Source organism: Pseudomonas sp. MWU16-30322, assembly GCF_020515535.1.
GTDB lineage: Bacteria > Pseudomonadota > Gammaproteobacteria > Pseudomonadales > Pseudomonadaceae > Aquipseudomonas > Aquipseudomonas fluorescens_H.
Genome location: NZ_JAIWYL010000011.1, coordinates 16,493 through 37,789, shown reverse-complemented (window position 1 = coordinate 37,789; position 21,297 = coordinate 16,493). Strand labels below are relative to the sequence as shown.

The following is a 21,297-nucleotide window of genomic DNA, read 5'->3' as shown; positions in this document are numbered from 1 at the left end:
GTTTTTCGCGGCGCGGCACCCCCGTGACCTGCGCAATCAGGGCTCACAAGGCCATTTCGATAACGTCTAATAAAGTCGGAAACAACCATGCTGATGAACACTCCACGCTTTACGCTCAAACCTTTGGTGGCCACGATCTCTCGTCACCGTTTTGTTCCGTTGTATCTGGTGGCCATGGGGATGGGCGCCGGGGCAGTGCAAGCCGCCGAGGATGACAACGCGGCCGTGCCCGCTGCGGCAGCGGTGGTGGCGCCGACCACGCAACTGCAACGGGTGGAAGTGACCGGTTCGGCGATTCGCCGGGTCGATGCGGAAACGGCGGTGCCGATCACCATTCTCAAGGCCGATGAGCTGCGCAAACAGGGCGTGACCACCACCGCCGAACTGGTGCAGCGGATCACCGGCAGCCAGTCGATCAACAACAGCGCCGGCTCCGTGGGCGCGGCCACTGGCGGTGCTTCGTTTGCCGACATGCGCGGCATCGGCGCGAACAAGACCCTGGTGCTGCTCAACGGTCGGCGCCTGGCCAACAATGCCTTGTCCGGCACCAACTCGGCCGGCGGCGCGGTGGATCTGAACATGATCCCGTTTGCCGCCATCGAGCGTGTGGAGGTCCTGCGCGACGGCGCGTCGGCCCTCTACGGCACCGACGCCATCGGCGGCGTGATCAACTTCATCACCAAGAAATCCATGACCGACGGCCAGCTCACCCTCGGTGGCGAAACCCCGACCCATAGCGGCGGCGGCGCGACCAAAGACATGAGCGCCAGTTGGGGCTACGGCGATCTGGAGCAAGACCGCTTCAACGTGCTCGGCGTGTTCAACTACAACAAGCAGCAGAACCTCGACGCCAACGACCGCTCCTTCGCCCGCGACTATGTGCCCGGCCGCGGTCTGGATCAGACCTCCGGCACCGCGTTCCCCGGCAACTACAGCCAGAACGGCAATGCCACCAACCCGTTGGCCAACAGCAATTGCAACGGCCCCAATCTGGTGGCGCGCGACGGTTTGTGCCGCTTCAGCACCCGCGAATACATCGACCTGATTCCGCAAACCGAAAAGACGTCGTTCTTCGGCAAGACCACCGGCAAGCTGGCGGATGACCACAACGTCAACCTCGAATACTTCTGGTCGCGCAACAACAACGCCACGGCGGTCGGCCCGGCACCGCTCACTGGCCTGAGCCTGGATTCCTCGTCGCCCTACTACCCCGGCAACGGCATCACGCCCGGCCCGACCGGCTTCGCCCTCGACCCGACGCAACCGGTCGATGTCAACTGGCGCGAGACTGCTGCTGGCCCGCGTGAATCGAAAGACCAGAACACCAGTCAGCGCTTTCTGCTGAGCTTCGACGGTCTCGTCGGCGGCTGGGATTACAACGTCGGCGCCTCGTACAACCAGAACAAAATCGTCTCCAGCGTCACCAGTGGATATGTCAGCGATCAGGCGATGATCAACGGCCTGGCCAGCGGTCTGCTCAACCCGTTCGGCCCGCAATCGGCCGCCGGTCAGCAGTACATCGACCAGGCCATGTACCACGGCGCCTACTCCACCGCCGTCGGCCGCGTGGCCGGTTTTGACGGGCGGATCAGCCGCGAGATCGGCGACTGGTTCGGTGCCGGCCCTTCCGGTCTGGCACTGGGTGGCGAGTACCGCAAAGAGAAATTCCACCAGGACTTCGAACAGTTTGCCGGTGACATTCAGAGCCTCGGCATCGACCCCAACGGCAGTGTCGAAGGCGACCGCAGCGTCAAAGCTGCCTACGCAGAAATCAACGTACCGGTGCTCGACAGCCTGGAACTGTCCGCCGCCGTGCGCCACGACAAATACAGCGACTTCGGCAGCACCACCAACCCGAAATATTCGTTCCGTTATCAGCCGCTCAAGGAGCTGGTGGTGCGCGGCGCGTACAGTGAAGGCTTCCGTGCGCCGTCACTCTACGAGCTGTATTCGCCGCGCAGCATCACTTACACCCAGGGCTACTACAACGACCCGGTGCTGTGTATCGGTGGCGTGGTGCAACCGGGCGGCAACGGCGGGCGCGATTGCGGCCAGCAGTTCCTCAACCAGATTGGCGGCAACGAAGATCTCGCCCCGGAGAAGGCGCGCAACGTGACGCTGGGCTTCGTCTACCAACCGGTCAGCAACCTGTCGGTGGGTCTGGATTTCTGGTGGATTCACATTTCCAACCAGATCCAGCCGTTCCCCGAATCCACCGTGTTCGATCAGGCCGGCAGCTATCCGGATCGCTTCGTGCGCAACGCCGACGGCACGCTCAACTACATCGTCACCGGCAACGCCAACCTCGGCATCGTCGAGACCAACGGTGTCGATGTATCGCTGGACTACCGCTTCCCGAACACCCCTTACGGCCAGTTCGGTCTGGGGCTGCAAGGCACCTACGTCGACAGTTACGACTTTCAGAGCACCATCAAGGGCCCGTTCACCGATAAGGTCGGCGACTTCGAAGGGGATGGGGTGATCGCGCGCTGGAAACACAACCTCACCGGCAGCTGGACCTTCGGCGCGGCTCGCGCGTCGCTGACCAACCGCTTCACCACCGGCTACAACGACTACGACCGCGATACCCATGCGCGCGTCGCGTCGTATTCGGTGTGGGATCTGTCGGCCGGCTACACCTTCAACAAGGTGCTGGACGTGGATGCGGGGATGAAGAACATGTTCGACCGCAACCCGCCTTTCACCAACCAGGCCTACAACTTCCAGAGCGGCTATGACCCGCGCTACACCGACCCGCTGGGCCGCACGCTGTTTGCGCGCATGACGTATCACTTCTGACCCCAGGGCTGGACACATCCTTTGTGTGACTGAGCTTTTGTGGTGAGGGGATTCATCCCCGATGGGGTGCGAAGCGCCCCCAAAACCTGAACTGCGGATGACCAGAATCACCGCATGCAATGGGTTTGCGACTGCTTCGCAGCCGGTCGGGGATAAATCCCCTCACCACAGGGCACTCCCACAGTTTTCAGAGTTGCCAGTGAGTTTTCGGGCTTAGAGGAAAAACTTCATGAGATTCATGCGCAACATGGCAGGCCTGCTGCTCGGCGGCGTTTTGCTCTGCGCCGCCGTGCCGGCAATGGCCGCCGGCAGCTACGCAATGACGGTATATGGCGAGGCGCCGAAGTATCCGGCGGGTTTCGAGCATTTCGATTTCGTCGATCCCGACGCGCCCAAGGGCGGTTCGCTCAGTCGCGCGTCGATGGAAATCGGTCAGTACAACTACATCACCCCGTATGCCGATCAAGGCATTTCCGTGGTGCAGGTCAACGACTGGGTGTATGCGCCGCTGGCGTTCCGTTCGCTCGACGAGCCCTACACCGTTTACGGTCTGGTCGCGCAACAGATGGAACGCGATCCCGAAGGCCTTTGGGTACGCTTCACCCTCAACCCCAAGGCCCGCTTCGCCGACGGCACGCCGATCACCGCCGAGGACGTGCGCTACACCTTCAACCTGCTGATGACCAAGGGCAGCCTGAGCTATCGCCAGCAATACGCCGACGTGCAGGAGGTGCTGATCGAGAATCCGCGGCAGATTCGTTTCACTTTCAAGAACAACCTCAATCGCACCCTCGCGCTGGACCTGGCGACCCTGCGCGTGGTGCCTGAACACTGGTGGCAGACTCGCGATTTCGCCAACGGCGGCGGCTTCGAGCCACCGCTGGGCAGCGGCCCGTATCGGGTGAGCACGGTCGACGCGGGGCGCAGCATCAGTTTCCAGCGCGACCCGGACTGGTGGGGCAAAGACCTGCCGGTCAGTCGCGGGATGTACAACTTCGACACGCTCACGGTGAATTTCTACGGCGACACCGACGTCGCCCGCCAGCTGTTGCAGGCCGGGGCGTTCGACTACAACCGCGAGTTTTCCTCGTCCGGCTACGTGGTGGGTTACGACAGCCCGGCGCTGCGTGACGGGCGCTTGCAACAGGCGATCCTCGCCCCGCAGAAACCCACCGCCGCCCAAGGTTTCGTGTTCAACCTGCAAAACCCGATTTTTCAGGATCGCCGCGTGCGTCAGGCGATCAGCCTGCTGTGGGATTTCGAGTGGACCAACAAGCAGATGATGCGCGGCTTCTACGTGCGCCAGAACAGCTTCTGGCCGAAGAGTGAAATGGCCGCGACCGCCCTGCCTGACGCCGAGGAACTGAAGATCCTCGAACCGTTGCGCGGGCAGATTCCCGACGAGGTGTTCACCACGGTGTATCAGGCGCCGAAAACCGACGGCAGCGGCTACATCCGCGACAAGCAGTTGCAAGCCCTGAAGCTGCTCGCCGAGGCCGGCTGGACGCCGCACAACAATCGGCTGCTCAACGCCGCCGGTGAACCGCTGGAGTTCACCTTCCTCGACGGTCAGGGCGGTTTTGATCGCATGCTGTTGCCGTTCAAACGCACCCTCGCGCAGATCGGCATCACCCTCAATCTGCGCCGCATCGACTCGGCGCAATACGTCAATCGGCTCAATGCCCGCGACTACGACATGATCGTCACCAGTTTTCCGCGCAGTGGCGATCCGATCGTCTCCCCCGGCCGCGAGCTGTACAGCCTGTACGCCTCGCAAAGTGCCACGCAAGTCGGCAGTTCAAACTCGATGGTGTTGGCCAACCCGGCGGTCGATCAACTGATCGACGGGCTGGTCAAGGCCGACACCCGCGACGCCATGGTGCATTACGCCCGCGCCCTCGACCGGGTGCTGCAATGGGGTTACTACATGATTCCCAACTACTACTCCAAAGGCACGCCGACGGTGTATCAGAACCGCTTCGGCATGCCACCGGTGCAACCGGCGTACGACGAAGGCCTCAACACCTGGTGGGAGGTCTCGGCCAAGCCGTTGACCACGCAACAGATGCACACCCAGCTCGCGGGGGGCCAGTGACATGCTGCGTTATCTGAGTCGACGCTTGCTGCTGATCATCCCCACGCTGCTGTGCATTCTGGTGGTCAATTTCCTGATTGTGCAGGCCGCGCCGGGCGGCCCGGTGGAGCAAGCCATTGCACGCTTGCAAGGTTTCGGCGGACACAGCATGGGCGGCGGCGGTGAAGTCGCCGCGGTTGGCGGTGCCGGGCGCAGCAGTCGCGGGCTGGACCCGGCGCTGATCGAGGAAATCAAACACCACTACGGCTTCGACAAACCGATGCACGAACGCCTGTGGCTGATGCTGAAAAACTACGCACGTCTGGATCTGGGCAGCAGTTTTTTTCGCGGCGCCAAGGTCACCGATCTGATCGCGCAGAAGCTGCCGGTGTCGTTGTCGCTCGGCCTGTGGGCAACGCTGATCACCTACCTGATTTCAATCCCGCTGGGCATCCGCAAAGCAATCAGGAACGGCAGCGCATTCGATGTCTGGAGCAGCACGGCGATCATCATCGGCTACGCGATGCCGGCGTTTCTGTTTGCGATTCTGCTGATCGTGGTGTTCGCCGGCGGCAGCTACGTCAACTGGTTCCCGGTGCAGGGCCTGGTGTCGGATAACTTCGACAGCCTTAGTACATTGGGCAAGGTCGGCGACTACCTCTGGCACCTGGTGCTGCCGGTCACGGCGCTGGTGATCGGTGGGTTCGCCACCCTGACCATCCTCACCAAAAACAGCTTTCTCAACGAGATCAGCCGCCAGTACGTGATCACCGCGCGGGCCAAGGGTCTGACCGGGCGCCGCGTGCTTTACGGCCACGTATTTCGCAACGCGATGCTGTTGGTGGTGGCCGGGGTGCCCTCGGCGCTGATCGAGGTGTTCTTCGCCGGTTCCTTGCTGATCGAAACCATCTTCAACCTCGACGGCCTCGGACGCATGAGTTACGAGGCGGCGGTGTCGCGCGACTACCCGGTGGTGTTCGGCGCGTTGTTCCTGTTCACCCTGTTTGGCCTGTTGATCAAGCTGATCGGCGACCTCAGCTACACCCTGCTCGACCCGCGCATCGACTTCTCGGCGAGGACTGCCTGATGTTCACACTTTCTCCTCTGGGTCAGCGCCGGGTCGCGCAGTTCAAGGCCAATCGCCGTGGGCGCTGGTCGTTGTGGCTGTTCCTCGGGCTGTGCCTGATCTGCCTCGGTGGCGAACTGATCGCCAACGACAAACCGTTGGTGATCCGCTACCACGGCGCCTGGTACTTCCCGATTCTCAGCGATTATCTGGAAACCGATTTCGGCGGCGAGCTGCCGTTCCAGCCGGATTACGCCAGCGCTTACGTGCACTCGCTGATCGAGGATCAGGGCGGCTGGATGCTGTTTCCGCCGATCCCGTTCAGCTACGACACGGTCAATTACGACCTGACTGAACCGGCACCCAGCCCACCCTCTTCGAGCAATTGGCTGGGCACCGACGATCAGGCCCGGGACGTGTTGGCGCGGGTGATTTTCGGCACACGAATTTCGATTCTGTTTGCGCTGATCCTCACCGGCATCAGTGCGTTGGTCGGCATCGTTGCCGGGGCGTTGCAGGGTTATTACGGCGGCTGGGTCGATTTGCTCGGGCAGCGCGTGCTGGAGATCTGGTCGGGGCTGCCGGTGCTGTATCTGCTGATCATTCTGTCCGGGTTTGTCTCGCCGAGTTTCTGGTGGCTGCTGGGGATCATGGCGCTGTTTTCCTGGCTGGCGCTGGTGGATGTGGTGCGCGCCGAGTTCCTGCGTGGACGCAATCTGGAATACGTCAAGGCCGCGCGGGCGCTGGGCCTGACCGACAGTGAGCTGATGTGCCGGCACATCCTGCCCAACGCGATGACCTCCACCTTGACCTACTTGCCGTTCATTCTGACCGGCGCCATCGCCACCCTCACCGCGCTGGACTTCCTCGGTTTCGGCATGCCCGCCGGGACCGCCTCGCTGGGCGAACTGATTGGCCAGGCCAAGCGCAATCTGCAGGCGCCGTGGCTGGGGCTGACGGCGTTTTTTGCCTTGGCGCTGATTTTGTCCTTATTGGTATTCATCGGTGAGGCTTGCCGAGATGCGTTTGATCCACGATCTTGATCCAAGGAGCTGATATGCAAAACAATTTGATCGAGATCCGCGACCTGCGTGTTGCCTTTGGCGAACAGACGGTGGTGCACGGTTTGAACCTCGATATCCGCCGCGGCGAATGCTTGGCGCTGGTCGGTGAGTCCGGCTCGGGCAAGTCGGTCACGGCACATTCGATTTTGCGCCTGTTGCCGGGGAAAACCGTCAGCAGCAGCGGTTCGATTGCTTACAACGGGGTGAACTTGCTGGACGCCAGCGAGCAGCAGATGCGCGGTTTGCGCGGCAACCGGATTGCGATGATTTTCCAGGAGCCGATGACCTCGCTCAATCCACTTCACACCGTGGAACGACAGGTCAGCGAAGTGCTGGAGATTCACAAGGGCCTCAAGGGCCGCGCCGCCCGTGAGCGCACTTTGGAATTGCTCGAACTGGTGGGCATTCGCCAACCGCTGCAGCGCTTGAAAGCCTACCCGCATCAGCTCTCCGGCGGACAGCGGCAACGGGTGATGATTGCGATGGCGCTGGCCAATGAGCCGGAACTGCTGATCGCCGATGAGCCGACCACGGCGCTGGACGTCACCGTGCAGCAGAAGATTCTCGAGCTGCTGATCGAGCTGCAACAGCGGCTCGGCATGTCGATGCTGCTGATCAGTCATGATCTCAATCTGGTGCGGCGCATCGCGCAACGGGTGTGCGTGATGCGCCACGGCGAAATCGTCGAACAGGCCGACTGCGAGACGCTGTTTCGCGCGCCGCAGCACCCTTACAGCCGCTTGCTGATCGAGGCTGAACCGAGCGGTGCGCCGGTGCCGAGTCCGTACCAGCACAACCTGCTGGAAGTCGACGATCTGAAGGTCTGGTTTGCCCTGCCCAAGGCCTTGTTCAGTCGTTCGCAGGCGTACATCAAAGCGGTGGACGGGGTCAGTTTCCGCTTGCAACGCGGCAAGACGCTGGGGATTGTCGGCGAGTCCGGTTCGGGCAAATCGACGCTGGGCCAGGCGATCCTGCGGCTGGTGGAATCCGAGGGCGATATCCGCTTCGGCAACAAGCAGTTGAGCCTGCTCAATCAACGCTTGATGCGGCCATTACGGCGGCAGATTCAGGTGGTGTTCCAGGACCCGTTCGGCAGCCTGAGCCCGCGCATGTCGGTGCAGCAGATCATTGCCGAAGGGTTGCTGACCCACGGCATCGGCACCGAGGCCGAGCGCGAAGCAGCGGTGATTCGCGTGCTGGAGGAAGTCGGCCTCGACCCAAAGAGTCGCCATCGCTATCCCCACGAATTCTCCGGCGGCCAACGCCAGCGCATCTCCATCGCCCGCGCACTGGTGCTGGAGCCGGCGCTGATCCTGCTCGACGAGCCGACCTCGGCGCTGGATCGCACGGTGCAGAAACAAGTGGTGGACTTGTTGCGGCAATTGCAGATCAAGCATGGACTGACGTATCTGTTTATCAGCCATGACCTGGCGGTGGTGCATGCGCTGGCCCATGACTTGATGGTGATCAAGGATGGCAAGGTGGTTGAGCAAGGGTCGTCGCGGGAGATTTTTGCCGCACCGCAGCATCCCTATACCCAGGAACTGCTGAAAGCCTCCGGCCTCAAGACCGCTGAAGCCCCCTGTGGGAGCGAGCTTGCTCGCGAAAGCGGTGGTTCAGATATAAATGAGTCGACTGACACTACGCATTCGCGAGCAAGCTCGCTCCCACAGTTTTGATTTGCAGAGATTGAAGAATATTTTTCAGGCACTGCATCCAAACGCCTCCGTCACGGGTAGTCCCTGTAACAGCCCTCTTCGGCTGCCAGCGATCTACCCTTTCGGAGATAACACTGATGAACATCACTCAACTGATTGGCCTCACCGGTTTGCTCGCCCTGTCCTCGACAACCTTCGCCCAAAGCAGTTACCCCGACGCAATCAAAGTCCCGGACGGTCACAAGATCGCCCTGGAAACCACTGGCGTCGGCGAGATCACTTACGAATGCCGCGACAAGCCCAACGCGGCCGGGCAGACCGAGTGGACCTTCGTCGGCCCTAAAGCGGTGCTCAATGATCGCAGCGGCAAGCAGGTCGGCACCTACTTCGGCCCGCCCGCCACCTGGCAGGCCAAGGACGGTTCGAAAGTCACCGGCACGCAACTGGCAGTCGCCCCGTCGAGCCCGGGCAACCTGCCCTATCAACTGGTCAAGGCCAACCCCGCTGAAGGCAAAGGCGCGATGAGCGGCGTGAGCTACATCCAGCGTGTCGCGCTCAAGGGCGGCGTAGCGCCAGGCAGCGAATGCACGGCAGCGAACAAGGGCAAGCAGGAAGTGGTGAAGTATCAGGCCGACTACATTTTCTGGGCGGCGAACTGACTTTCCGATCCCGCACAAATCTTCCTTGTGGGAGGGGGCTTGCTCCCGAAGGCGGTGTGTCAGCCACCCTCTCGTTCACTGACACACCGCCTTCGGGAGCAAGCCCCCTCCCACACAGGCGTCCAAAGGGACACCCGGGTTGTCTGGATGTTTGCGGAATGTGAGCTAGATTGCACGACATGTCCTTACCCGAATCTGAATTCGATTACGAAGCCCGTCTCGCTGCCTGTGCCCGCGGCGAGCAGTCGGCCCTGCGCGATTTGTACGTGCAGGAAGGCCCGCGCCTGCTCGGCGTTGCCAAACGACTGGTACGTGACGCGGCGCTGGCCGAAGACATCGTGCATGAGGCGTTTATCAAGATCTGGAACGGTGCGGCGCAATTTGATCCGGCGCGCGGTTCAGCGCGCGGCTGGATGTTCAGCGTGACCCGGCATCTGGCGTTGAACCAGCTGCGTGATCAAAGCCGGGAGACGCCGTTCAACGAAGAGCACGATGCCGTGCCTGACGAGGACGCCTTCGATGTGCAGGGCCATTCGGCGCGGATCCATCGTTGTCTGGAACAACTCGACCCGCAGCGGCGAAGCTGCATTCTCCACGCCTATGTCGACGGCTACAGCCATGCACAGATTTCCGCGCGCCTGGACACGCCGCTGGGCACGGTCAAAGCCTGGATCAAACGCAGCCTCAACGCTTTGCGGGAGTGCATGGGATGACCACTGAATCGGCGCAGGAACGTGATGAACTGGCCAGTGAATACGTGCTCGGCACCCTGTCGGCGCCGGAGCGTGAAGCGCTGCAACAGCGCTTGCCCCACGACCCCGAATTGCAAGCGGCGGTGGATGCCTGGGAGCGACGCTTGCTCGACCTGACCGAATTTGCCGGGACGCAGCAGCCTTCGCCGCACTTGTGGCCGCGCATCGAGCGCAGTGTCGAGCGGTTCGCGCAAAAAGCGCCGGCTGCGCCGTCAACCTCGTGGTGGAATCTGCTGCCGCTGTGGCGCGGGCTGAGCGCCGCCGGACTGGCGGCCACGCTGGTATTGGGGGCAATTCTGCTGACCCAGACCCCATCGAAGCCGAATTATCTGGTGGTGCTGGTCGCGCCGCAGGACAAGGCGCCAGGCTGGGTGATTCAGGCCAGTAATCCACGGGAAATTCAGTTGATCCCGCTGGGCGTGGTCGAAGTGCCGGCGGACAAGGCGCTGGAGTTCTGGACCAAGGCTGACGGCTGGCAAGGGCCGGTGTCGCTGGGGCTGGTCAAACCGGGCGAGGCGCTGTCGGTGCCGCTGGACAAGCTGCCGCCGCTGCAACCGAATCAGCTGTTCGAGCTGACGCTGGAAGGCGCCAATGGCTCGCCGATCGGTAAACCGACCGGGCCGATTCAGGCGATTGGTCGCGCGGTCAAAGTGCTGTGACGGCGTCTCACCCGCCCCTCGCCATGCAGCGCTTGTAGCGCTCATCCACGCGTTTGGCGAACCATGCCGTGGTCAATTTGCGGGTGATTTTCGGGCTCTGCAGCACGATCCCCGGCAACACCGCGCGCGGCAAAGTCTTGCCTTCGGCCTTCTCGGCCAATTCGAACACTCGTTGATAAAGCCTGGTGTCTTCAAACTCCAGAGTCTTGCCCTTCTCCAGTTGATCGCGAATGGTCGGGTTGCGCATGCCCAGCGACTTGCCGAGGGTGCGCACTGCCAGTTCGGTGCTACCGGGCATGATCGAGTCGTAGCGGATCACATCGCCATCCAGCGCCAGCGGGATGCCCGAGGCTCGGCTGACGGCGTTCTGAAACGCGGCATTGCGGCTGGCGTACCAACCAGCGTTGAAGTCGGCAAAGCGGTACAGCGGCTCGCGATAACTCACCGGATAGCCGAGCAAATGGGCGATGCCGAAGTACATGCCGCCACGGCGGGTGAACACTTCGTGGCGAATCGTGCCGCTTACCGGGTACGGATAATCCTTGGCATGTTGCTCGGCGAATTCGACGCTGACCTGCATCGGCCCGGCGGTGTGTACCGGGTTGAAGCCGCCGAACAAGGTGCGGCCCATCGGCACCATGCCGATGAAGTCGTCGAAGATTGCGCTCAGCTCTTTCTCGCTGCGTGCCGCGTTGAGGCGTTCGCTATAGGTTTTGCCGGTGGGCGAACGCACGGCCAGTGCGGCGCTGACCAGCATTCCGGGGATGTGTGCCTTGCCGGCACGGCGGTCGATTTCGTCGCGGGCGATCTTGCCCAGGCCCGGCACAGTCGGATCGACCTGAAAAGTCGACTCCTGCTCGGCCACGGCAAGCACCGAACAGAGGTTTTGTGTGGTCGGGCTGATGTGCTGCGCAGCGAACGCGGCGTAGATGTCGGTGGCCCAGCCCTGACGGTCGGGTACTTTTGTCGGCATCAGCCGCACGATTTCGGCCTTCACTTCGGCCGGCGCACGCGGCGCCGGCTCTTGGCTGCGCTGGCCGGCGCAACCGGCGAGCACCAGCAGCGCGGCGAGGGAGATCAGTAATCGAGGGGTGTGCATGGCGCTCCTTGGCGTGCATTGAGGCGGGTTCACCATACGATCAAAAGTGTGGCGCAGGCTAGGACTGTGACCTTTGTGGTGAGGGGATTTATCCCCTCACCACAGGTTTCCATTCAGGTCTGGAATTTCAGCAAGATAAACCGTTTGCAAAACGTTACTGCGAACTCCTATCATTTGCGCCTGGAGTCGCATTTGCGCAAGGAGTTCCCCGCGCCGTAAAATTTTCTCATCGGCGGCGCGCCGCCAGGTACGAAACATGTCCACTCCAGCTCGACCCGGTGTTCCTTTTCGCCCAACGCTTCTCGCTTTACTGTGCTCCCTGACGGTCACTGCCTACGCGGCCGATGAAAACAGCAAGGCGTTGGTGCTCGACAACGTCAACATCAATGCCCAGGCGCCGACGCCCAGCGCCCTGCCCCCGGTTTATTCCGGTGGTCAGGTCGCCCGTGGCGGTCAGCTCGGCGTGCTGGGCAATCAGGACATGATGGATGTGCCGTTCAGTGCCACGTCCTACACCGAACAGCTGATTCAGGACCAGCAGGCCGAAGACGTCGCCGATGTGCTGCTCAACGATTCTTCGGTACGTCAGGCCTCGGGTTTCTCCAACCAGGCGCAGGTGTTCATGATCCGCGGCCTGCCGCTGAACGGTGATGACATTTCCTATAACGGCCTGTACGGCGTGCTGCCGCGACAGATCATTTCCACCGACGCCCTGGAGCGCGTGGAAGTGTTCAAAGGCCCGAACGCCTTCATCAACGGCGTGACTCCGACCGGCTCCGGCATCGGCGGTGGCGTCAATCTGCAACCCAAGCGTGCCGGCGACGAGCCGCTGCGCCGCTACACCACCGACATCAACAGCGAAGGTCGCATCGGTCAGCACTTCGACATCGGCCAGCGTTTCGGCGAAGACAATCGCTTCGGCGCGCGGATCAACCTGTCCCAGCGCGAAGGTGATACCGGCATCGACCACGAAAACCAGCGTTCGAAACTGTTCAGCATCGGCCTTGATTATCGCGGTGACGCGCTGCGTATTTCCGGCGACTTCGCCTATCAGAAGGAACGCGTCAACGGTGGGCGCAACTCGGTCAACCTCGGCACCGCCACGCACATTCCGGACGCGCCGTCGGCCGACACCAATTACGCGCCGAAGTGGGGTTACACCGACATCGAAGACACCTTCGGCATGCTCCGCGCCGAGTACGACCTGAACGACAACTGGACCGCGTACGTCGCCGGCGGCGCCAAGCACACCCGCGAAGTCGGGCGCTACAATTCGACCACGCTGGTGGGCAACAACGGCGCCTCGTTCACCACCGGCTCGTTCATTCCTCACGATGAAGACAACACCAGCCTGATGGCCGGCCTGAACGGCAAGTTCAACACCGGTGCTGTCAGCCACAAGCTCAACTTCGGCCTCAGCGGTCTGTGGGCCGAGCAGCGCAGCGCCTATGATTTCGACCTGACCAAGTACGCCAACAACATCTACCACCCGGTGGAAACCCCGTCGCCGGTCGGCAACTTTTCCGGCGGCGACGTCAGCGATCCGGGCATTGTCGGCAAGACCTTCAACCGCAGCCTCGCGCTCTCCGACACCCTCGGTTTCTTCGATGATCGCCTGTTGATCACCGCCGGACTGCGTCGCCAGCAACTGGTGGTGCAGGGCTACAACTACGCCAGTTACGGCAGCGGCAGCCGCAAGTCGAGCTACGACGAATCGATCACCACGCCGGTCTACGGCATCGTGTTCAAGCCGTGGGAGCACGTGTCGTTCTACGCCAACCACATCGAAGGCCTGGCGCAGGGTCCGACCTCGCCGACCAGCACCGGTGGCTTCCAGGTAACCAACGGCAACGAAGTCTACGCGCCGGCACGCTCCAAGCAGACCGAGGCCGGAGTCAAAGTCGACATGGGCACTTACGGTGCGAGCCTGGGCGTGTATCGCATCGAGCAGCCAAGCGATGGTTACTGTGAAATCAACAGTGCCACCACTTGCACCTACGTGCGTGAAGGCGAGCAGATCAACAAAGGCGTGGAAATGAACGTCTTCGGCGAGCCGATCAGCGGCCTGCGCCTGCTCAGCGGCGTGACCGTGATGCACACCGAACTGAAGAACACCCAGAACGGCGCCAACGACGGTAACCGTGCCATTGGTGTGCCGAGCTTCCAGTTCAACGCCGGTGCCGATTGGGATGTACCGGGCCTGCAAGGCGTGGCGCTGAATGCGCGTATGCTGCGCACCGGCGGCCAGTATGCCGACGCAGCCAACAACCTCAGTCTGCCGACCTGGAACCGCTTCGACGCGGGTGCGCGTTACGCGTTCAAGGTGTCGCAGAAAGATGTGACCCTGCGTCTGGGCGTCGAAAACCTGGCCAACAAGAAATACTGGGAATCGGCGCAGGGCGGCTATCTGACTCAGGGTGAGCCGCGCGTGGCGAAGTTGTCGGGCACGATCGATTTCTAACCCTCTGCCAAAATGAAAAGGCCCCGCAGCTTTACCGCTGTGGGGCCTTTTTGGTTTTTGGGTGCCTGAAAAGGCCTTTTCGCGAGCAAGCCCACTCCCACCTTGGAATGCGTTCGACTGTGGGAGCGGGCTTGCTCGCGAAGAGGCCGACACTGGCTACCCTTTCCATCTGATCCATACTTGCTGCACAGCCAACGGAGGACAGGCCCATGAACCGCAGTGACGTTCTGATCATCGGCGCCGGCCCCACCGGTCTGGTGCTGGCCCTGTGGCTGAGCAAACTCGGTGTGCGCGTGCGCATCATTGACAAGGCCTCCGCCCCCGGCAGCACCTCACGGGCGCTGGCGGTGCAGGCGCGCACGCTGGAGTTGTACCGGCAACTGGATCTGGCCGACACCGTGGTGCGCAACGGCCATCGGGTGGCGGCAGCGAATTTCTGGGTCAACGGCAAACCGGTCGCGCAATTGCCGTTGAACCGCATCGGCGAAGGCCTGACGCCGTACGCATTCGTCGAAATCTTCCCGCAGGATCAACACGAACGGCTGCTGATCGAGCGTCTCGAAGACTACGGCGTCACTGTCGAACGCGACACCACGCTGGAAAGTTTCGAAGAGACCGGCGACGGCCTCACCGCGCATTTGCGCCTGCCCGATGGCGAACAGGAAATCTGCCAGGCCTGCTATCTGGCGGGATGTGATGGCGCCCGCTCAGTGGTGCGCAAAACCCTCGACACCGGTTTCCCCGGCGGCACCTATCAGCAGATTTTCTACGTCGCCGACGTCAAGGCCAGCGGCCCGGCGATGAACGGTGAGCTGCACCTGGATCTGGATGAAGCGGACTTCCTCGCCGTGTTTCCATTGGCCGGCGAAGGCCGTGCCCGCCTGATCGGCACGGTGCGTGACGAGCGCGCGGATCGCGCCGAAAGCCTGGAATTCTCCGATGTCAGCAGCCGCGCCATCGAACACCTGAAAGTGCACATCGAAGACGTGAACTGGTTCTCGACCTACCGTGTGCACCACCGCGTGGCCGAACATTTTCGCAGCGGTCGGGCGTTTCTCCTCGGCGACGCCGCGCATGTGCACAGCCCCGCCGGCGGCCAAGGCATGAACACTGGCATCGGCGATGCGATCAACCTGGCATGGAAACTCGCCGCCGTGCTCAACGGCAGCGCCACGGCGAAGCTGCTTGACACGTACGAAACCGAACGCATCGCCTTCGCCCGGCGACTGGTATCGACCACCGACAAGGTCTTCAGTTTCGTCACCGCCGAGGGGCGCATCGCCGATCTGCTGCGCACGCGCCTGGCACCGTTTCTGATCCCGAAAATGGCCTCATTCGAGGTCAGCCGCGAGTTCCTCTTTCGCACCGTCTCGCAAGTCACCCTCAACTACCGCGGCATGCCGCTGAGCCAGGGCACGGCCGGCCACGTCCACGGCGGTGACCGCTTGCCGTGGGCGCATGATGGTGAGGGGGATAATTACGAACCGCTGCGGCAGCCGTGCTGGCAGGTGCATGTGTACGGCGACACCAGCGACGAGATGATCGCCTGGTGCAATGAACACAACCTGCCGCTGCACGTGTTCGACTGGCGGCCGGCGTTTGATACGGCGGGGTTGGCACGTAACGGGTTTTATCTGCTGCGCCCGGATACCTATGTGGCGATTGCCGATAACAGTGCGGATCCGAAGGTGATCGAGCGGTACTTTCGGGATCACGGGATCCGCCCCTACTTCCACTGCCCCTGACCCTACACAGTCCCAATGTGGGAGCGGGCTTGCTCGCGAAGGCGGCGGGTCAGTCAACCCATTCGTTGCTGATACACCGCCTTCGCGAGCAAGCCCGCTCCCACAGGGGGTTCTGCGGTAATCGTCAGATCCCGGCCAGGGCCAGATCCATCGCAAAGTAGGTGAAGATCAGATCCGCACCCGCGCGCTTGATCGCGCCCAGGCTTTCACGCACCACACGGTCCTCGTCGATCGCGCCAGCCTGCGCGCCGAACTTGATCATCGCGTACTCGCCGCTGACCTGATACGCCGACAGCGGCAGGTTCGAGGCTTCACGAATGTCGCGGATGATGTCGAGGTAAGCACCGGCCGGTTTGACCATCAGCGCGTCGGCGCCTTCCTGCTCGTCGAGCAGCGATTCACGCAGGGCTTCGCGGCGGTTCATCGGGTTCATCTGATAGCTTTTGCGGTCGCCCTTCAGCGCACTGCCACCGGCCTCGCGGAACGGGCCGTACAGCGCCGAGGCGAATTTGGTCGAATAAGCCATGATCGGAATCTGGGTGAAACCTGCGTCATCCAGCGCGCGGCGAATCGCCCGCACCTGACCGTCCATCGCCGCCGACGGGGCAATCACGTCAGCGCCGGCACGCGCCGCGGCCACCGCCTGTTTACCAAGGTTGATCAGGGTCTGGTCGTTGTCGACCTCGTGGTTGTGCATCACGCCGCAGTGGCCGTGATCGGTGTATTCGCAGAAGCAGGTGTCGGACATCACGATCATTTCCGGCACGGCGTCCTTGGCAATCCGCGACATGCGCGAAACCAGGCCGTTTTCGCGCCAGGTGTCGCTGCCGTTGGCGTCCAGATGATGGGACACGCCAAAGGTCATCACCGACTTGATGCCGGCACGGGCATAGCGCTCGATTTCGCTGGCCAGCTTGCGCTCGGGAATGCGCATCACCCCCGGCATGCTCTTGATCGGCACGAAGTCATCGATCTCTTCTTCGACGAAAATCGGCAGCACCAGATCATTCAGGCTGAACTCGGTTTCCTGGAACAGACTGCGCAGGCTCGCATTGCGGCGCAGACGGCGGGGACGTGCTTCGGGGAACTGGCTGGACATGGATCTTCCTGAAAACGGCAGATGAGACGAAAGTCGTAGGGGGCGAAGCTTATGCCTTCGGTGGGCGCAGGTACAAACCTGGATCAATCAAGAGTGCATTACCGAGGACGCAATAATCTGCGGGCGTCATCACTATTCCTGTGGGAGCGGGCTTGCTCGCGAAGGAGGTGTATCAGAAAAAGACGTGTTGACTGACACGACGCCTTCGCGAGCAAGCCCGCTCCCACAGGGTTATGTGTGGCCTCAGGAAGGAATGGTCAACCCGCGCACCACAGCCGGCCGCGCCAGAAAGCGCTCCAGCACCCGGGTCACGTTCGGAAAGTTGCTGATGCCCACTAGATCCCCCGCCTCATAGAACCCGATCAGGTTACGCACCCACGGGAACGTGGCAATGTCGGCGATGGTGTAGCGCTCGCCCATGATCCACTCGCGACCTTCCAGACGTTTGTCGAGCACGTTGAGCAGGCGCTTGCTCTCCTCGACATAGCGGTCACGCGGACGCTTGTCCTCGTAGTCCTTGCCGGCGAATTTGTTGAAGAAACCGAGCTGGCCGAACATCGGGCCGATACCGCCCATCTGGAACATCAGCCACTGAATCGTCTCGTAACGCAGCGCGCCTTCCTGCGCCAGCAACTGGCCGCTCTTGTCGGCGAGGTAGATCAGGATCGCGCCGGACTCGAACAGCGGCAGCGGCTGGTCTTGCGGGCCGTGGGGATCGAGGATCGCCGGAATCTTGTTGTTGGGGTTCAGCGACAGGAACTCGGGAGACAGCTGATCCTGCGTGTCGAAGCCCACACGATGCGGCTCGTAGGGCAGGCCGATCTCTTCGAGCATGATCGAGACCTTGACGCCGTTGGGGGTCGGCAGGGAATAGAGCTGAATCCAGTCAGGGTACTGCGCGGGCCATTTGTGGGTGATGGGGAACGCGGACAGATCGGTCATGGGAAGCATCCAGTCACATGGAAAGCGCTGATCATAATCCAGGAACCGTAACATTCTGCAGTTAGAGTGCAGAAGCCCGGATCGAACCAAGCGGCCTCAGGGGACTCTGAGCTATGTCTTTGCAAGGGAAGAACGACACGACATGGACAACATCCGGTGCTGGGAGCCCGCGGTGTAAGGGTTGGTCAACCCCAACCGAATCTGCTGAAGAATCCTTTATTCAATGACGAACCTCATGAGTTTCGCCAAACGCTTCAAACATCGCGCCTACGTGGCCCTGCCCTCCCTGCTGGCGGTCAGTGCGCTGACCTTGTCGCTCGAATCGAGCCAGATTCGCGCGCAACCGGTGGACGGCACCCAGACCCTGATTTTCCTGCGCCACGCGGAAAAGCCCGCCGGCGGTCTCGGTCAGCTCAACTGCCAGGGCCTGAACCGGGCGATCGAACTGTCGACCCTGCTGCCGGAAAAATTCGGCAAGGCCGATTACGTGTTCGCCGCCAACCCGACACGCAATGTCGAGGAAGGCGAACAAGACAACTCCTACAGCTACATCCGCCCGTTGATGACCATCAGTCCCGCGGCGATCAAGCTCGGCCTGCCGGTGAACATCGAGTTCTCCGCCAACGACACCAGTGACCTGGCGCGCGAGTTGACCGAAGACAAATACCACAACGCAACGATCTACACCGCGTGGTCGCACGGTTATCTGCCGGAGCTGATCAACAAGGTTGCCGGTAAGGCCGTCGGCGAAAAGCAGACCATCACCGATGACTGGGCGGCTGGCGATTTCGATTCGCTGTACGTGCTGACCCTGACCTGGCACAACGGCAAGGCCAGCCTGCAGAGCCACAGCTACAAGCAGGGGCTGGATAACGGCAAGGTGACTTGTCCGACTTGATTCTTGCGGTGCCTGTGCCGGCCCTTTCGCGAGCAAGCCCGCTCCCACACTGGATCTTCAATGGGCAGAAATTTTGTGCCTGACGCAGATCCCCTGTGGGAGCGGGCTTGCTCGCGAAGAGGCCCGTAAGAACACCCTCAAACCTGCTGATTCACCCGCTCGCGCAAATACTCCAACACCGCCCCGCGCTCCCCGGCGAACTCGATCCGGCCGCCCTTCTTCTCACGCTGGAACGCATACATCGGGTCGTAATACTGGCGCAGCAACACGCTGATCCAGTCACGGAACGCCTCGACCGATCCGCTGCGCGCCTGCTCCGCCAAGGCCTCTTCCATCTGCAGGAACATCCGCTGATGGCGTTCGCCGCCCAGCCGGCGCTGAATATTGTTCAAACTCGCAATCAGCCGCTCGGCATACAGCGCAAAGCCCTGCTCGCCATGCACCGCGACAAACTCGGCGTGCAGGTTGATCACATAATCCTGCAGGATCCGCTCGACACGCTGCTCCAGGCTGTCTTCGAGCCAGACCATCGGCGCCACTTGCATGCCTCGGTACAACGGCAGTGGCAAGGCACAACTGCCGACTACCCGGCTCTCGTCTTCCAACACAAACTGCTGGATCCCGCCTGCACGTTTTTTCAGCAGATCAACGGCCAGACGGTTTTCAAAATCGATGTTGGTCGGTTGGCCGGTGGCACGCTTGCCGAAACTCGAGCCCCGATGATTGGCGTGGCCTTCCAGATCCAGACCATTACTCAACTGCACCAACAGTTCGGTCTTGCCGGTGCCGGTCATCCCGCCCAGCAGCACCAGATCGCACTCGGCCACGGCCTGATCGACCGTCTCCAGCAGGAACGTGCGCATGGCCTTGTAGCCACCGCCGACCCGCGGGTAATCGATGCCGCCCTGCTCCTTGATCCATTGCTGGACGATCTGCGAACGCAAGCCGCCGCGAAAGCAATACAGATAGCCGTCGGGGTGTGCCCGGGCAAACTCGACCCAGCCTTGAATGCGCTGCTCCCGCACTTCGGCAGACACCAGCCGCTCACCCAGGGCGATGGCGGCTTGTTGTCCATGCTGCTTGTAGCAAGTCCCCACCTGCTCGCGCTCGCGGTCGTTCATCAGCGGCAGGTTGACCACGCCGGGAAACGCGCCGTGGGCAAACTCGACCGGCGCACGGGCATCCATCATCGGCCGGTCATTGAGGAAAATGTCGCGGTAATCGGTGCAGTCGAGTGTCATCAATTCACCTCGACTGCGTGGGTCTGTCGCTCGACCAGCTCGCCGATCGGCGCCAGGTCCAGGCCCAGTTCGGCAGCCACGGCGAGGAATTCGGCGTTGCCTTCGGGGGTTACGGCAATCAGCAGACCGCCGCTGGTCTGCGGGTCGCACAGCACGCGCTTGTGCAGCTCCTGCAGACGGCCAAGCTTGCTCGAATAACTGTCGAAGTTGCGCAGGGTGCCGCCGGGCACGCAGCCCTGTTCGAGGTAGTATTCGACGCTGTCCAGACGCGGCACGTGGTTGTAGCCGATGCGTGCGGTCAGATGGCTGCCATCGGCCATTTCCACCAGATGCCCGAGCAGACCGAAACCGGTGACGTCAGTCATCGCGGCGACCCCGGCGAGTTTGCCGAAACGGCTGCCGGGCTTGTTCAGGGTGCACATCCAGTCGCGGGCCACACCAATGTCGCCGGGGCGCAATTTGCCCTTTTTCTCGGCGGTGGTCAGGATGCCGATGCCCAGCGGCTTGGTCAGGTACAGCAAGCAACCGGCGGTGGCGGTGTCGTTGCGCTTCATGTGGCGCTTTTCCACCAGACCGGTCACGGCCAGACCGAAAATCGGCTCCGGCGCATCGATCGAATGCCCACCGGCCAGCGGAATGCCGGCGGCGTCACACACCGCGCGCCCGCCACGAATCACTTCCCGGGCCACTTCCGGCGCCAGCACATTCACCGGCCAGCCGAGGATCGCAATCGCCATCAACGGATCGCCGCCCATCGCATAGATGTCGCTGATCGCGTTGGTCGCGGCGATACGGCCGAAATCGAACGGGTCGTCGACAATCGGCATGAAGAAGTCAGTGGTCGACACCACACCGCGCTCGGCATCGATCTCGTACACCGCCGCATCATCACGCGAGGCATTGCCGACCCACAGTTTCGGGTCAAGGTTCTGCGCACCGCTGCCGGCCAGAATCACTTCCAGCACCTGCGGGGAAATCTTGCAGCCACAACCGGCACCGTGGCTGTATTGGGTCAGACGAATCGGCTCGCTCATGGGAGAGTCTCTGGCAGTTGATGGGGCGGATTCTAGCAGAGCGCGGG

General features: G+C 62.0%; 17 protein-coding genes. 11 read left to right on the top strand and 6 right to left on the bottom strand.

The window, feature by feature from the left end:
• The first annotated feature begins 87 nt into the window (after positions 1-87).
• From LCH64_RS22085 to LCH64_RS22050, 8 genes are all read left to right on the top strand, one after another.
• Entirely contained in the window at positions 88-2,799 is a 2,712-nt protein-coding gene (locus LCH64_RS22085) for a TonB-dependent receptor (protein ID WP_226501251.1), read from the top strand.
• A 229-nt stretch (positions 2,800-3,028) separates the two neighbouring features.
• Positions 3,029-4,894 (top strand): extracellular solute-binding protein, encoded by a 1,866-nt coding sequence (locus tag LCH64_RS22080; protein WP_226501250.1) that lies wholly within the window; start codon positions 3,029-3,031, stop codon positions 4,892-4,894.
• Between the two features lies 1 nt (position 4,895).
• The gene (yejB, locus tag LCH64_RS22075; protein WP_226501249.1) at positions 4,896-5,960 is read left to right on the top strand and encodes a microcin C ABC transporter permease YejB; all 1,065 of its coding nucleotides are present in this window, start codon (positions 4,896-4,898) and stop codon (positions 5,958-5,960) included.
• Positions 5,960-6,982 carry an ABC transporter permease gene (locus LCH64_RS22070; RefSeq protein ID WP_226501248.1) on the top strand — a complete coding sequence of 341 codons (1,023 nt, stop codon included), beginning with the start codon at positions 5,960-5,962 and terminating at the stop codon, positions 6,980-6,982. The genes yejB and LCH64_RS22070 overlap by 1 nt, the downstream gene beginning before the upstream one ends.
• A 14-nt stretch (positions 6,983-6,996) precedes the next feature.
• Positions 6,997-8,682 (top strand): ABC transporter ATP-binding protein, encoded by a 1,686-nt coding sequence (locus LCH64_RS22065; protein ID WP_226501247.1) that lies wholly within the window; start codon positions 6,997-6,999, stop codon positions 8,680-8,682.
• A gap of 116 nt (positions 8,683-8,798) precedes the next feature.
• Entirely contained in the window at positions 8,799-9,320 is a 522-nt protein-coding gene (locus tag LCH64_RS22060) for a DUF3455 domain-containing protein (RefSeq protein WP_110721270.1), read from the top strand.
• Between the two features lie 179 nt (positions 9,321-9,499).
• A complete protein-coding gene (locus tag LCH64_RS22055; protein ID WP_226501246.1) occupies positions 9,500-10,033 on the top strand; it encodes a sigma-70 family RNA polymerase sigma factor in 534 nt (177 codons plus the stop codon).
• Positions 10,030-10,731, top strand: coding sequence for an anti-sigma factor (locus LCH64_RS22050; RefSeq protein ID WP_003223560.1), 702 nt, complete (start codon positions 10,030-10,032; stop codon positions 10,729-10,731). Before LCH64_RS22055 ends, LCH64_RS22050 begins: the two co-directional genes overlap by 4 nt.
• A 7-nt stretch (positions 10,732-10,738) precedes the next feature.
• Here the strand turns inward: LCH64_RS22050 and LCH64_RS22045 are convergent, their stop codons facing one another.
• Both LCH64_RS22045 and LCH64_RS22040 read right to left on the bottom strand, forming a co-directional pair.
• Positions 10,739-11,830 (bottom strand): DUF1615 domain-containing protein, encoded by a 1,092-nt coding sequence (locus LCH64_RS22045; RefSeq protein ID WP_226501245.1) that lies wholly within the window; start codon positions 11,828-11,830, stop codon positions 10,739-10,741.
• Positions 11,831-11,926: 96 nt separating this feature from the next.
• Positions 11,927-12,088, bottom strand: a complete 162-nt coding sequence (locus LCH64_RS22040) for a hypothetical protein (RefSeq protein WP_226501244.1) — start codon at positions 12,086-12,088, stop codon at positions 11,927-11,929.
• Between LCH64_RS22040 and LCH64_RS22035 the strand changes: the two genes are divergently transcribed.
• Together LCH64_RS22035 and LCH64_RS22030 are read left to right on the top strand one after the other, a co-directional pair.
• Entirely contained in the window at positions 12,087-14,291 is a 2,205-nt protein-coding gene (locus tag LCH64_RS22035; RefSeq protein WP_003223556.1) for a TonB-dependent siderophore receptor, read from the top strand. The two genes, LCH64_RS22040 and LCH64_RS22035, sit on opposite strands and share 2 nt — an antisense overlap.
• 209 nt (positions 14,292-14,500) lie before the next feature.
• On the top strand, positions 14,501-16,036 hold the full coding sequence (locus tag LCH64_RS22030) for an FAD-dependent oxidoreductase (protein WP_226501243.1): 1,536 nt from the start codon (positions 14,501-14,503) through the stop codon (positions 16,034-16,036).
• 124 nt (positions 16,037-16,160) lie between these two features.
• Here LCH64_RS22030 and hemB read toward each other — a convergent pair whose 3' ends face one another.
• Complete coding sequence (gene hemB / locus LCH64_RS22025) at positions 16,161-17,135, bottom strand: porphobilinogen synthase (RefSeq protein WP_003223551.1); 975 nt, start codon at positions 17,133-17,135, stop codon at positions 16,161-16,163.
• Positions 17,136-17,378: 243 nt separating this feature from the next.
• Positions 17,379-18,077, bottom strand: a complete 699-nt coding sequence (locus LCH64_RS22020) for a glutathione binding-like protein (protein ID WP_103519923.1) — start codon at positions 18,075-18,077, stop codon at positions 17,379-17,381.
• A 223-nt stretch (positions 18,078-18,300) separates the two neighbouring features.
• On the opposite strand from LCH64_RS22020, the gene LCH64_RS22015 reads away from it, so the two are divergent.
• Positions 18,301-18,975: a hypothetical protein gene (locus LCH64_RS22015; protein ID WP_045122368.1), complete on the top strand. Its 675-nt coding sequence runs from the start codon at positions 18,301-18,303 to the stop codon at positions 18,973-18,975.
• A gap of 137 nt (positions 18,976-19,112) precedes the next feature.
• Here LCH64_RS22015 and mnmH read toward each other — a convergent pair whose 3' ends face one another.
• Together mnmH and selD are read right to left on the bottom strand one after the other, a co-directional pair.
• Positions 19,113-20,216, bottom strand: coding sequence for a tRNA 2-selenouridine(34) synthase MnmH (gene mnmH / locus LCH64_RS22010; RefSeq protein ID WP_226501242.1), 1,104 nt, complete (start codon positions 20,214-20,216; stop codon positions 19,113-19,115).
• The gene (gene selD, locus LCH64_RS22005; RefSeq protein ID WP_226501241.1) at positions 20,216-21,250 is read right to left on the bottom strand and encodes a selenide, water dikinase SelD; all 1,035 of its coding nucleotides are present in this window, start codon (positions 21,248-21,250) and stop codon (positions 20,216-20,218) included. Before selD ends, mnmH begins: the two co-directional genes overlap by 1 nt.
• Between the last annotated feature and the right edge of the window lie 47 nt (positions 21,251-21,297).

Coding starts and splice junctions, on each gene's coding strand:
- LCH64_RS22035 (WP_003223556.1), top strand. CDS start 12,087: ATGTCCACTCCAGCTCGACCCGGTGTTCCTTTTCGCCCAACGCTTCTC.
- yejB (WP_226501249.1), top strand. CDS start 4,896: ATGCTGCGTTATCTGAGTCGACGCTTGCTGCTGATCATCCCCACGCTG.
- LCH64_RS22085 (WP_226501251.1), top strand. CDS start 88: ATGCTGATGAACACTCCACGCTTTACGCTCAAACCTTTGGTGGCCACG.
- LCH64_RS22080 (WP_226501250.1), top strand. CDS start 3,029: ATGAGATTCATGCGCAACATGGCAGGCCTGCTGCTCGGCGGCGTTTTG.
- mnmH (WP_226501242.1), bottom strand. CDS start 20,216: ATGACACTCGACTGCACCGATTACCGCGACATTTTCCTCAATGACCGG.
- LCH64_RS22030 (WP_226501243.1), top strand. CDS start 14,501: ATGAACCGCAGTGACGTTCTGATCATCGGCGCCGGCCCCACCGGTCTG.
- LCH64_RS22065 (WP_226501247.1), top strand. CDS start 6,997: ATGCAAAACAATTTGATCGAGATCCGCGACCTGCGTGTTGCCTTTGGC.
- LCH64_RS22040 (WP_226501244.1), bottom strand. CDS start 12,088: ATGTTTCGTACCTGGCGGCGCGCCGCCGATGAGAAAATTTTACGGCGC.
- LCH64_RS22060 (WP_110721270.1), top strand. CDS start 8,799: ATGAACATCACTCAACTGATTGGCCTCACCGGTTTGCTCGCCCTGTCC.
- LCH64_RS22070 (WP_226501248.1), top strand. CDS start 5,960: ATGTTCACACTTTCTCCTCTGGGTCAGCGCCGGGTCGCGCAGTTCAAG.
- LCH64_RS22050 (WP_003223560.1), top strand. CDS start 10,030: ATGACCACTGAATCGGCGCAGGAACGTGATGAACTGGCCAGTGAATAC.
- hemB (WP_003223551.1), bottom strand. CDS start 17,135: ATGTCCAGCCAGTTCCCCGAAGCACGTCCCCGCCGTCTGCGCCGCAAT.
- LCH64_RS22045 (WP_226501245.1), bottom strand. CDS start 11,830: ATGCACACCCCTCGATTACTGATCTCCCTCGCCGCGCTGCTGGTGCTC.
- LCH64_RS22055 (WP_226501246.1), top strand. CDS start 9,500: ATGTCCTTACCCGAATCTGAATTCGATTACGAAGCCCGTCTCGCTGCC.
- LCH64_RS22015 (WP_045122368.1), top strand. CDS start 18,301: ATGACGAACCTCATGAGTTTCGCCAAACGCTTCAAACATCGCGCCTAC.
- selD (WP_226501241.1), bottom strand. CDS start 21,250: ATGAGCGAGCCGATTCGTCTGACCCAATACAGCCACGGTGCCGGTTGT.
- LCH64_RS22020 (WP_103519923.1), bottom strand. CDS start 18,077: ATGACCGATCTGTCCGCGTTCCCCATCACCCACAAATGGCCCGCGCAG.